General features: G+C 74.8%; 2 protein-coding genes. Both read left to right on the forward strand.

Features of this window, described 5'->3' with window-relative positions:
- On the forward strand, window positions 1–11,098 hold an 11,098-nt coding region (locus AB0I68_RS38070; protein ID WP_363182021.1), incomplete at its 5' end, for a type I polyketide synthase.
- 102 nt (window positions 11,099–11,200) lie between these two features.
- Window positions 11,201–13,146: type I polyketide synthase (locus AB0I68_RS38075; RefSeq protein ID WP_363182022.1), on the forward strand; the 1,946-nt coding region annotated here is incomplete at its 3' end.

A 13,146-nucleotide genomic window follows, 5' to 3' on the forward strand; every position in this document is an offset into this window, starting at 1 on the left:
CCTGCGCGCGCTCGACCGTACGCCCGAACGACGCGCCGCCGCGCCCGGGGCCGGCCGCGGCGGGCGCGCCGGGGCCGAGCCCTCCGCGCTCGAACGGAGCCTCGCCGGCCTCGACGAGGCCGCCCGGGAACGGCTCCTGCTCGACCTCGTCCGCAGCCACGTCGCCGATGTCCTCGGCCACGGCACCCCGGACGCCATCGAGCCCGGACAGGCCTTCAACGACCTGGGCTTCGACTCCCTCACCGCCGTCGAGCTCCGCAACCGGCTCGGCGCGGCCGTCGGCCGCCGCCTGCCCGCCACCCTGGTCTTCGACTACCCGACCTCCCTCACCCTCGCCCGCCACCTCGCCGCCGAACTCGGCGCGGAGCACGCGGCCCCCGCGCGGACGGCACACGCCGCCCCCGAGCCGGGCAGCGCCGGTGACGACCCGATCGCCATCGTCGCCATGAGCTGCCGCTACCCCGGCGGCGTGACCACCCCCGAGGAGCTCTGGCGGCTGCTGGAGAGCGGCGGCGACGCCATCACCGGCTTCCCCGCCGACCGCGGCTGGGACCTCGCCTCCCTCTACCACCCCGACCCCGACCACGCGGGCACCTCGTACACCCGCCACGGCGGCTTCCTGCACGACGCCGCCGGATTCGACCCCGCCTTCTTCGGGATCAGCCCGCGCGAGGCCGTCGGTACCGACCCGCAGCAGCGCCTGCTCCTGGAGACCACCTGGGAGGCCTTCGAACGGGCCGGCATCGCCCCGGCGTCCGTCCGGGGGAGCCGCACCGGTGTCTTCGCCGGTGTCATGTATCACGACTACGCCGCCCTGCTGGAACGCTCGGCCGACGGCGCGGACGGGTCGCTCGGCTCCGGCAGCACGGGCAGTATCGCCTCGGGACGCGTCTCGTACACCTTCGGCCTCGAAGGCCCCGCCATCACCGTCGACACCGCCTGCTCGTCCTCGTTGGTCGCCCTCCACATGGCGATCCAGGCCCTGCGCAGCCACGAGTGCGACCTGGCCCTGGCCGGCGGTGTCACCGTCATGGCCACCCCGGGCACCTTCGTCGGCTTCAGCCGCCAGCGCGGCCTCTCCGCCGACGGCCGCTGCCGGGCCTTCTCGGCCGACGCCGACGGCACGGGCTGGGGCGAGGGCGTGGGCATGCTGCTCGTGGAGCGGCTGTCCGACGCCCGCAGGAACGGCCACCCGGTCCTCGCCGTAGTCCGCGGTTCCGCGATCAACCAGGACGGTGCCAGCAACGGGCTCACCGCCCCGAACGGCCCCTCGCAGCAGCGCGTCATCCGCGCCGCCCTCGCGAGCGCGGGACTCACCACCGCCGACGTCGACGCGATCGAGGCCCACGGCACCGGCACGACGCTGGGCGACCCCATCGAGGCCCAGGCGCTGCTGGCCACGTACGGGCAGGACCGCCCGGAGGACCGGCCGCTGCTCCTCGGCTCCATCAAGTCGAACCTCGGCCACACCCAGGCCGCCGCGGGCGTGGCCGGTGTGATGAAGATGGTGCTGGCCATGCAGCACGGGGTGCTTCCCCGGACCCTGCACGCCGAGCAGCCGTCCCCGCACGTGGACTGGTCGGAAGGCTCCGTCAGCCTGCTGACCGAGCCGGTTCCGTGGCCCGAGACGGGCCGCCCCCGCCGCGCCGGTGTGTCGTCCTTCGGCATCAGCGGCACCAATGCCCACACGATCATCGAGCAGGCGCCGCCCGCCGACCCGGCTCCCGCCGAAACCGAGACCGAAGCCGCCCCGGGCGCCTTGCCCCTGCCGCTGTCGGGCCGTACGGACCAGGCCCTCGCCGACCGCGCCCGCGCCCTGAGCGCGCACCTGGCCGCGCACCCGGGCATCGGGCTGGCGGACCTCGCGTACTCCCTGGCCACGACCCGCGCCGCCTTCGACCATCGCGCGGTGGTCCTGGCCCGCGACCCCGAGTCCGCCGCCACCGCCCTCGCCGCCCTCGCGGCCGGCAGTACCGCCCCCGGGCTGACCCGCGACACGGTCACGAAGACCGGCCGCACCGCCTTCCTGTTCACGGGGCAGGGCAGTCAGCGGCTCGGGATGGGGCGTGAGCTGTACGACGCCTTCCCGGTGTTCGCGGAGGCGCTGGACGCCGTGTGCGCTGGGGTGAGCCTCGAAGTACCGCTGAAGGACGTGCTGTTCGGCGGGGATGCGGCCGTTCTGGACCGTACGGAGTACGCGCAGCCCGCGCTGTTCGCGGTCGAGGTGGCGCTGTTCCGCCTCGTCGAGTCGTGGGGTGTGCGGCCGGACTTCCTGTCCGGTCACTCCATCGGTGAGATCACCGCCGCTCATGTGGCCGGTGTGTTCTCGCTGGAGGATGCCTGCACGCTGGTCGCTGCACGTGGTCGGCTGATGCAGGCGCTGCCGTCGGGCGGTGTGATGATCGCGGTGCAGGCGTCGGAGGGCGAGGTCCTGCCGCTGCTGACCGAGCGGGTGAGTATCGCCGCCGTCAACGGACCGCGGTCGGTGGTCATTGCCGGTGACGAGGCGGCGGCGGTCGCCGTCGCCGAGTCCTTCGCCGATCGCAAGACGAAGCGGTTGACGGTCAGTCATGCCTTCCACTCCCCGTACATGGACGGGATGTTGGAGGAGTTCCGCGCGGTGGTGGAGGGGCTGGAGTTCGCCGCTCCGCGGATCCCGGTCGTTTCCAACCTGACCGGTGCCCTCGTCTCCGACGAGATGGGCTCGGCGGAGTTCTGGGTCCGGCACGTCCGTGAAGGCGTGCGGTTCCTCGACGGTGTCCGGGCGCTGGAGGCCGCGGGCGTGACGACGTACCTCGAACTCGGCCCCGGCGGCGTCCTGTCGGCCCTCGCCCAGGACTGCACCACCGACGAAGGCGCCGTCTTCTCCCCGGCGCTCCGCGCCGACCGTCCCGAGGCGGAGACCGTCACCGCCGCCTTCGCCCGGGCCTACGCCCGCGGTGCGGACGCCGACTGGCAGGCACGCTTCGCCGGGACCGGTGCCCGGCGCGTCGACCTGCCCACCTACCCCTTCCAGCGCGAGCGGTTCTGGCCCGAGACCGGCGCCCCACTGCCCGGTGACGCCACCGGCCTCGGTCTCGCGGCCGCCGGGCACCCGCTGCTGGGCGCCGCGGTGTCCCTCGCCGACGCCGACGGGTGTGTCCTCACCGGCCGCCTGTCGCTGCGTACGCACCCCTGGCTCGCCGACCACGCCGTGATGGGCTCCGTCCTGGTCCCGGGCGCGGCCCTCGTCGAGCTGGCCCTGCACGCCGGCGAGCGGGTCGGTGCCCCGGCCCTGGAGGAACTGACGCTCCAGGCACCGCTGGTGCTGTCCGACCCCGACGCGGCCGTCCAGATCCAGGTGACCGTCGGAGCCCCGGACCCCTCGGGCCGTCGTACCGTCGCCGTGCACTCCCGGTCCGCGGACGCCGACGCCGAGGAGCCGTGGCAGCGCCACGCCGCCGGTCTGCTCGCGGACGAGGTGCGCGCCGCCACCCCCGACCTGGGCGTCTGGCCGCCGGCCGACGCGACCCCCGTCCCCGTGGACGACGCGTACGAACTCCTCGACGCCTCCGGACTCCACTACGGCCCCCTCTTCCGCGGACTGCGGGCAGCCTGGCGGCGCGACGGCGAGCTGTTCGCCGAACTCGCCCTCGCCGGGCGCGCGCAGGCGGACGCCGAGGCCTTCGGGCTCCATCCGGCGCTGCTCGACTCCGCGCTCCACGCCCTGGCTCTGGACGCCTCCCTGTCCGCGGGCCCGGACTCCGAGACCGCGGACGGGGCCCGGCTGCCGTTCGCGTGGACCGGCGTACGCCTGCACGCCGCGGGCGCGGCGGCCGCGCGGGTCCGCCTCGCCGCCGCGGGCCACGGAGCGGTCTCGCTCGAACTGGCCGACTCCGCGGGCCACCCCCTCGCCTCGGTGGACTCGCTGGCCCTGCGGGCGATCTCGCCCGAGCAGATCGAAGCGGCCGGCAGGGACGGACGCCCGGACTCCCTCTTCCGGGTCGACTGGACGGCCCCGCCCGCCGACCGGACGGCGGCGGTTGCGGCCGGAGAAGCCGACGGCCTGGTTGTCACCGACCTGCGTACGCGCGGCCGCGCGGCCGTGCCGGAAGCCGTGCACGCCGAAACGGCCCGGGTCCTGGGTCTGGTGCAGGACTGGCTGTCGGACCCGTCCGCGGACGGACGCCTGGTGTTCGTGACGCGCGGCGCGGTGGAGGCCGTGCCCGGAGAAGGCGTCCACGACCCGGTCCGTGCCGCGGTGTGGGGCCTGGTGCGGTCCGCGCAGTCGGAGAACCCGGGCGGCTTCGTCCTCGTCGACGTCGACGTCGACGGGGAGCTGGCGGGCCCGCTCGCGGTCGCCCTGGCCACGGGTGAAACCGAGGTGGCGGTGCGGGGAGGCTCGGCGCTGGTACCGAGGCTGGTCCGCGCCGCCGTGCGGACGGGGGAGACCGGGGAGACGGCCGCCGGTTGGGACACCCACGGCACCGTGCTGGTCACCGGCGCGAGCGGTTCGCTCGGCGCGCTGTTCGCCCGTCACCTGGTCACCGAGCACGGCGTACGCCGCCTGCTGCTGGCCAGTCGTCGGGGTGAAGCCCCGGAGCTGTCGGCGGAGTTGACGAAACTGGGCGCCGAGGTGACCTGGGCGGCGTGCGACGTCGCCGACCGTGAGGCCCTGGCCGCCGTGCTGGCCGGGATTCCGGCGGAGCACCCGCTGACCGGGGTCGTGCACACGGCCGGTGTCCTCGACGACGGCGTGATCGGGTCGCTGACCGCCGAACGGCTGTCGGCGGTGCTGCGCCCGAAGGTGGACGCGGCCTGGAACCTCCATGAGCTGACCCAGGACATCGACCTCACCGCGTTCGTCCTCTTCTCCTCCGCCGCCGGTGTCTTCGGCAACGCCGGACAGGCCAACTACGCCGCGGGCAATACCTTCCTGGACGCCATGGCGGCCCACCGCCGGGCCCAGGGCTTGCCTGCGACCTCCCTGGCCTGGGGCCTGTGGGCCGAAGCCGACGGCATGGGCGGCACGTTGGGCGCCGACGAGGTCTCCCGGCTCGGCCGCGGCGGCGCCGACGCCCTCACGGCCGCGGAAGGCGTGGCGCTGTTCGACGCCGCCTGCGGCGCCGAGGAGCCGCTGCTGGTGCCGGTCAAGCTGGACCTGGCCGCCCTGCGCGCCCAGGCGGGCACCGGCACGCTCCCGCCGCTGCTCACCGGCCTGGTCCGGATGCCCGCCCGCCGGGCCGCCGCCTCCGGCGCCCCCGCCGCGGCAATACGGCTCGCGGGCCTGACGGTCGCCGAGCAGCAGTCCCTCGTCCTGGACGTGGTCCGGACCCAGGTGGCTGCCGTACTCGGCCACGCCGGGCCCGAGGCCGTCGAGGCCGACCGGTCCTTCCGCGAGCTGGGCTTCGACTCCCTGACCGCGGTGGAACTCCGCAACCTGATCGGCGCCGCCACCGGGCTGCGCCTGCCCGCCACCCTCGTCTTCGACTACCCGACCCCGACGATCCTCGCCGAGCACCTGCGCGACGAACTGCTCGGCGCCGCACCCGCCGCCGCACCCGCCGCTCCGGCGGCCGCGACCGCACTCCGCGACGACGAACCCATCGCCGTCGTCGGCCTCGGCTGCCGTTACCCCGGCGGCGTCGAGAGCCCCGACGACCTCTGGCGCCTCGTCCTGGAGGGCCGGGACGTCATCTCCGGATTCCCCGACGACCGCGGCTGGGACGTCGACGGCCTCTTCGACGCCGACCCCGGCCAGGAGGGCACGAGCTACGCCCGCGAGGGCGGGTTCCTCACCGACGCCTCCGCCTTCGACCCCGCCTTCTTCGGGATCTCCCCGCGCGAGGCCGTCGCCATGGACCCGCAGCAGCGGCTGCTGCTGGAAACCACCTGGGAGGCCTTCGAACGCGCCGGGATCGACCCGCGGTCCCTGCGGGGCAGCCGTACCGGTGTCTTCGCGGGCGTCATGTACCAGGACTACGCGTCCCGGCTCGCCGCCCTGCCCGAGGGAGTGGAGGGCTTCCTCGGCACCGGCAACGCGGGCAGCGTCATCTCCGGCCGCCTGTCCTACACCTTCGGTCTGGAGGGCCCGGCGGTCACCGTCGACACGGCCTGCTCCTCCTCCCTGGTGGCCCTGCACCTCGCGGTGCAGGCCCTGCGCAACGGGGAGTGCTCGCTCGCGCTGGCGGGCGGCGTGACCGTGATGGCGACCCCCGCCGCGTTCGTGGAGTTCAGCCGGCAGCGGGGCCTCGCGGCCGACGGCCGCTGCAAGGCGTTCTCCGCCGACGCCGACGGTACGGGCTGGTCCGAGGGAGCGGGTGTGCTCCTCGTGGAGCGGCTCTCGGACGCCCGCCGCAACGGCCACCCGGTCCTGGCCGTGATCCGCGGTACGGCGGTCAACCAGGACGGTGCGAGCAACGGCCTGACCGCCCCGAACGGACCCTCGCAGCAGCGCGTCATCCGGCAGGCCCTGGCCAACGCCGGGCTGTCGGCCGCCGACGTGGACGCCGTCGAGGCGCACGGCACGGGCACGACGCTGGGCGACCCGATCGAAGCCCAGGCGCTGCTGGCCACGTACGGCCAGGACCGCCCGGAGGACCGGCCGCTGCTCCTCGGCTCGATCAAGTCGAACATGGGGCACACGCAGGCCGCAGCCGGTGTCGCCGGCGTCATCAAGATGATCATGGCGATGCGGCACGGCGTCCTGCCCAAGAGCCTCCACGTCGACGAGCCCACCCCGCACGTGGACTGGGCCTCCGGAGCCGTGGCCCTCTTGGACACGGCCACCGCGTGGCCGGACACGGGGCGCCCGCGCCGCGCTGGCATCTCCTCCTTCGGCTTCAGCGGCACCAACGCCCACGCCGTCATCGAGCAGGCTCCCGCGCCGACGGAGCCCGCGGCGCGGCCCGTACCCGACCGGGTGCCCGGCGCCCTGCCGTGGCTGCTCTCGGCGAAGGACCCCCAGGCCCTGCGCGAACAGGCCGCCCGCCTGGCGGCACACGTCACCGCGGACCCCGAGCTGTCCCTCACGGACACCGGCTACGCCCTGGCCACGAGCCGGGCCGCCCTCGACCGGCGGGCCGCCGTGGTCGCGGAGGACCGCGAGGGCTTCCTGGCGGGCTTGGCCGCACTCGCGGACGGCAGCCGGCCCCCCGGAGTGCTGGAGGGCACGCCGTCGGCCGGGAAGCTCGCCTTCCTGTTCACCGGCCAGGGCAGCCAGCGGCTGGGGGCGGGGCGTGAGCTGTACGACGCATTCCCGGTGTTCGCGTCCGCACTGGATGCCGTGTGCGCTGGGATGAGCCTCGAACTGCCGCTGAAGGACGTGCTGTTCGGCGAGGACGCGGCTGTTCTGGATCGTACGGAGTACGCGCAGCCCGCGCTGTTCGCGGTCGAGGTGGCCCTGTTCCGGCTGCTGGAGTCGTGGGGCGTCAAGCCGGACCTACTGTCCGGTCACTCCATCGGTGAGATCGCGGCCGCGCACGTGGCCGGTGTGTTCTCGCTGGAGGATGCCTGCACGCTGGTCGCCGCTCGCGGGCGGCTGATGCAGGCGCTGCCGTCGGGTGGCGTGATGATCGCGGTCCAGGCCTCGGAGGACGAAGTCCTGCCGCACCTGACCGACCGTGTCGCCGTCGCCGCCGTCAACGGACCGCGGTCGGTGGTCATTGCCGGTGACGAGGACGCGGCGGTCGCCGTCGCCGAGTCCTTCGCCGATCGCAAGACCAAGCGGCTGACGGTCAGTCATGCCTTCCACTCCCCGCACATGGACCGGATGCTGGGCGACTTCCGCCAGGTCGTGGAGGGCCTGTCCTTCGCCGCCCCGCGCATCCCGGTGGTGTCCAACCTGACGGGTGCCCTCGTCTCCGACGAGATGGGTTCGGCGGAGTTCTGGGTGCGGCACGTCCGTGAAGGCGTCCGCTTCCTCGACGGCGTCCGGGCCCTGGAGGCCGCCGGGGTCACCACGTACCTCGAACTCGGCCCCGACGGCGTCCTGTCGGCCCTCGCCCAGGACTGCCTCACCCGCGACGGCGCCGCCCTCCACCCGGTCCTGCGCGCCGACCGCCCCGAGGAATCCGCCCTCGCCGCAGCCCTCGCCCAGGCGCACCTGCGCGGGATCGCCGTCGACTGGACCGCGTACTACGAAGGCACCGGCGCCCGCCGCGCCGACCTGCCGACCTACGCCTTCAAGCGGCAGCGCTACTGGCTGGAGGCCCCCGCCCACGCCCTCGCCGGCGACGTCGTCTCCGCCGGGCTCGGCGCGACCGCGCACCCGCTCCTCGGAGCGGCGGTCGACCTGCCCGACACGGACGGGTTCCTGTTCACCGGGCGGCTCTCGCTGCGCACCCACCCCTGGCTGGCCGGCCACCGCGTCGCGGGCAGCGTCCTGCTGCCCGGTGCCGCGCTGGTCGAGCTGGCCGTCCGGGCGGGCGACCACGCGGGCTGCGACCGGCTGGACGACCTCACCCTCGAAGCACCGCTGGTGCTCCCGGAGACGGGCGGGACGCAGCTGCGCCTCGCCGTGGCCGAGGCCGACGCGCACGGCCGGCGGGCCTTCCAGGTCTACTCGCGCCACGAGCAGTCCGCCCCCGACGAGCCGTGGACCCGGCACGCCGCGGGCACCCTGGCCCCCGCCACCGAGGACCCCGGCACCGACCCCCTGGGCGAGTGGCCCCCTGCCGGGGCCGTCGAATCCCCCGTGGACGAGCTGTACCCCGGCCTCGACGCCATCGGGCTCGGCTACGGCCCCGCCTTCCGCAACCTGCGCCGGGCCTACCGGCTCGGGGACGAGGTGTACGCCGAAGTCTCCCTCGACGAGGACCGCCTCGCGGACGCCGCCCCGTACGGCCTGCACCCGGCCCTCCTCGACGCGGCCCTGCACGCCGTCGGCCTCGGGGACTTCTTCCCCGACGGCCCGCAGGGCGCCCGGCTGCCGTTCTCCTGGGACGGCGTGCGCCTGTACGCCGCCGGGGCGACCGCGCTGCGCGTGCGGATGACCCCCGCCGGCCGCGACGCGGTGGCACTGACCCTGTGGGACGCGAAGGGCGAACGCGTCCTCGACGTCGACGCGCTGGTCCTGCGGCCCTTCACCGCGGACACCGCCGCCTCCGGACCCGTGCGGGAGGCGCTCTTCCGGATCGGCTGGACCGCCCTGCCACTTACCGAAGCCACGCAGACGCAGCCGATCCCCGGCGGCTGGGCCCTGCTCGGCGCCGACCCGCTCAAGACGGGCGCCGGTCTGGAACGGGCCGGGGTCCTCGACGACGCGGCCGGGGCGGCCCATCCCGACCTGACCGCCCTCGGCGAGGCCTTCGACCTGGCCGAGGCCCTCGGTGAGCCCGCCCCCGACACCGTGCTGGTCCCGCTGGCCGCCGACCTCACCGCCCCGGACGCGCACGCCGCGACCGGCAACGCCCTGGACCTGGTCCACGGCTGGCTGGCGGACGAGCGGTTCGCGGCGGCCCGGCTCGCGGTCGTCACCCGCGGCGCCGTCGCCACCGGCCCCGACGAGGACGTCACCGACCTCGCGCACGCCGCCGTATGGGGTCTGCTGCGCTCCGCGCAGGCCGAGCACCCGGACCGCTTCGTCCTGGTCGACCTCGACGGGGACGACGCCTCGCACCGGGCCCTGCCCGCCGCGCTCGCCACCGACGAGACCCAGCTCGCCCTGCGCGCAGGAGCCGTGCGGGCCCCCCGCCTGGCCCGCGCCGCCCTCACCCCGCCCGCGGACGGCGCCCCCGCCGACCGCGGACCGGACCCCGAGGGCACGGTCCTGATCACCGGGGCCACCGGCACCCTCGGCGGCCTGCTCGCCCGGCACCTCGTCGCCGAGCACGGCGTACGGCACCTGCTGCTGACCAGCCGTCGCGGAGCCGCGGCCGCCGGAGCCACCGAACTCGCCGACGCGCTCACCGCCGCGGGGGCCCAGGTCACCTGGGCGGCCTGCGACGCAGCCGACCGGGACGCCCTGGCCGCCCTGCTGGCCTCGGTACCGGCCGGGCACCCGCTGACGGCCGTCGTGCACACCGCCGGTGTCCTCGACGACGCCACCATCACCTCGCTCGACCGCGAACGGGTCACGAAGGTCCTGCGGCCCAAGGCCGACGCGGCGTGGAACCTGCACGAGCTGACGCGGGACCTGGGCCTCGCCGCCTTCGTCCTGTTCTCCTCCGCGGCCGGTGTCTTCGGCAACGCCGGACAGGCCAACTACGCTGCGGGCAACACCTTCCTCGACGCGCTCGCCCAGCACCGCCGGGCACAGGGCCTGCCGGGCCTCTCGCTCGCCTGGGGCCTGTGGGACGACGAGGCCGGCATGGCCGCCACCCTCGACGGGCAGGACCGCCGCCGCCTCAGCCGCGGCAGCATGGACGCGCTCTCCGAGGCCGACGGCCTGGCCCTCTTCGACGCGGCCCTGCGGGCGGCGACGGCCGGGCCGGACGAGGACGTCCCCGCCTTGCTGGTTCCCGCCCGCATCGACCTGGCCGGACTCCAGTCGCAGGTCGCCGAGACTGTCGCACCCATACTGCGCGGCCTGCTCCGTACGCCCGTACGCCGCAGGACCAGCAGCGGGGCGGCGTCCGCCGACGCCCCCGGCACGCTGGCGGAGCGGCTCGCCCAACTCCCGCCCGCCGAACGGGACCGGGTGCTCCTCGACACCGTCTGCACCCACGTCGCCCAGGTCCTGGGCCACAGCGGTGCGGCCGCCATCGAACCCGGCATCGCCTTCAAGGAGCTCGGCTTCGACTCGCTGACCGCGGTCGAACTGCGCAACCGGCTCGGCGCCGCCACCGGCCTGCGCCTCCCGGCCACGCTCATCTTCGACTACCCGACCCCCGAGGGCCTGAGCGCCTATCTGCGCTCCGCGCTGCCCCTCGACGCCGACGGCCCCGCCGTCTTCGGTGAACTCGACCGGCTGGACGCCGCGTTGGGCGGGGCCGGAGCTGCGGACGCGGACAGCGTCACCCGCTCGCGGATCACGATGCGCCTCCAGGCCCTCCTCGCCAAGTGGAACGCCGGCCAGGACACCGGCCGGCGCACCGACGACGAGGACCTCGACGGCGACCTCGACACGGCGACCGACGACGAACTCTTCGACCTGCTCGACGACGAGCTCGGCGCCTGAAACCGCCGGGCGGGGCACCCCCGCCCCGCCCGGCCATCTTTTTGCACCCACCACGGACAGACAGACCCGTACGACCGCCTCTCTGGCATGGAGCCCACGCACATGGTGAACGAGGACAAGCTTCGCGACTACCTCAAGCGGGCGACCGCCGATCTGCGCCAGGCCCGCAGGCGGTTGCGCGAGGTCGAGGAGCAGAACCAGGAACCCGTCGCGATCGTCGCGATGAGCTGCCGCTACCCCGGCGGCGTCCGCACCCCCGAGGACCTGTGGCGGCTCGTCGCCGACGGCGACGACGCGATCTCCGGATTCCCCGCCGACCGAGGCTGGGACGTGGAGACCCTCTACGACGCCGACCCCGACAGCGCCGGATCCAGCTACGTCAGCGAAGGCGGCTTCCTCTACGACGCCGCCCGCTTCGACCCCGCCCCGTTCGGCATCTCGCCGCGCGAGGCCCTGGCGATGGACCCGCAGCAGCGGCTGCTGCTCGAATCCTCGTGGGAGGCCTTCGAGCGGGCGGGCATCGACCCCACGTCGCTGCGCGGCAGCCGCACAGCCGTCTTCGCCGGTGTCATGTACCACGACTACACCGCCCGGCTGGACTCCGTCCCCGAGGGCGTCGAGGGCTTCCTCGGCACCGGCAGCTCCGGCAGCATCGCCTCCGGCCGCGTCGCCTACACCTTCGGCCTCGAAGGCCCCGCCGTCACCGTCGACACCGCCTGTTCCTCCTCCCTCGTCACCCTGCACCTCGCGGTGCAGGCCCTGCGGGCGGGCGAGTGCACCATGGCCCTCGCGGGCGGCGTCACCGTCATGGCGACCCCGGCCACCTTCACCGAGTTCAGCCGCCAGCGCGGCCTCGCCGCCGACGGCCGCTGCAAGCCCTTCGCGGCCGCCGCCGACGGCACCGGCTGGGGCGAGGGCGTCGGCATGCTCCTCGTCGAGAAGCTCTCCGACGCCCAGCGCAACGGCCACCCGGTCCTCGCCGTGATCCGCGGCTCGGCCATCAACCAGGACGGTGCGAGCAACGGCCTGACCGCGCCCAACGGTCCCTCCCAGCAGCGGGTCATCCACCAGGCGCTCACCAACGCCCGTCTCGCCGCCGCCGACGTGGACGTGGTCGAGGCGCACGGTACGGGCACGACGCTGGGCGACCCGATCGAGGCGCAGGCGCTGCTGGCCACCTACGGGCAGGACAGGCCGGCCGAGCGGCCGCTGCTGCTGGGCTCGGTCAAGTCGAACATCGGGCACACCCAGGCCGCGGCCGGTGTCGCGAGCATCATCAAGATGGTCGAGGCCATGCGCCACGGCATCGTCCCGCAGACCCTGCACGTGGACGAGCCGTCGCCCCACGTGGACTGGGAGTCGGGCGCGGTGGCACTGCTCACGGAGCGGACCGCCTGGCCCGAGACGAACCGTCCGCGGCGTGCGGGTGTGTCGTCGTTCGGTTTCAGTGGGACGAATGCGCATGTGATCGTGGAGCAGGCTCCGGTGGTCGACGCCGGGGGTGTGGCGGGGGAGGGTGAGCGTTCGGTTCTGCCGGTGGTGCCGTGGGTGCTGTCGGGTAAGAGTGCGGGTGCGTTGCGGGCGCAGGCGGAGCGGTTGGTCGCGGCGGATGTGGCCGGTGTGGATCCGGTGGATGTGGCGTGGTCGTTGGCGTCGACGCGTGCGGGGCTGGAGCATCGTGCGGTGGTTCTCGGTGACCATGTGACGGGTGTGGCGGCGGTGGCGTCGGGGTCGCTGGCCGCGGGTGTGGTGGGCGGGTCGGTGGTCGGTGGGAAGACGGCGTTCGTGTTCCCGGGGCAGGGTTCGCAGTGGGTGGGCATGGCTGCGGGGCTGTTGGACGCTTCACCTGTGTTCGCGGCGCGGATCGAGGCGTGTGCGAAGGCGCTGGAGCCCTTTACCGACTGGTCGTTGGTCGATGTCCTCCGGGGTGTGGAGGGTGCCCCTTCCCTGGACCGGGTGGATGTGGTGCAGCCGGCGTTGTTCGCCGTGATGGTCTCGCTCGCGGAGGTGTGGCGTTCGGTCGGTGTTCGTCCGGGTGCGGTGATCGG

Source organism: Streptomyces sp. NPDC050448 (assembly GCF_040655295.1).
Classification (GTDB): domain Bacteria; phylum Actinomycetota; class Actinomycetes; order Streptomycetales; family Streptomycetaceae; genus Streptomyces.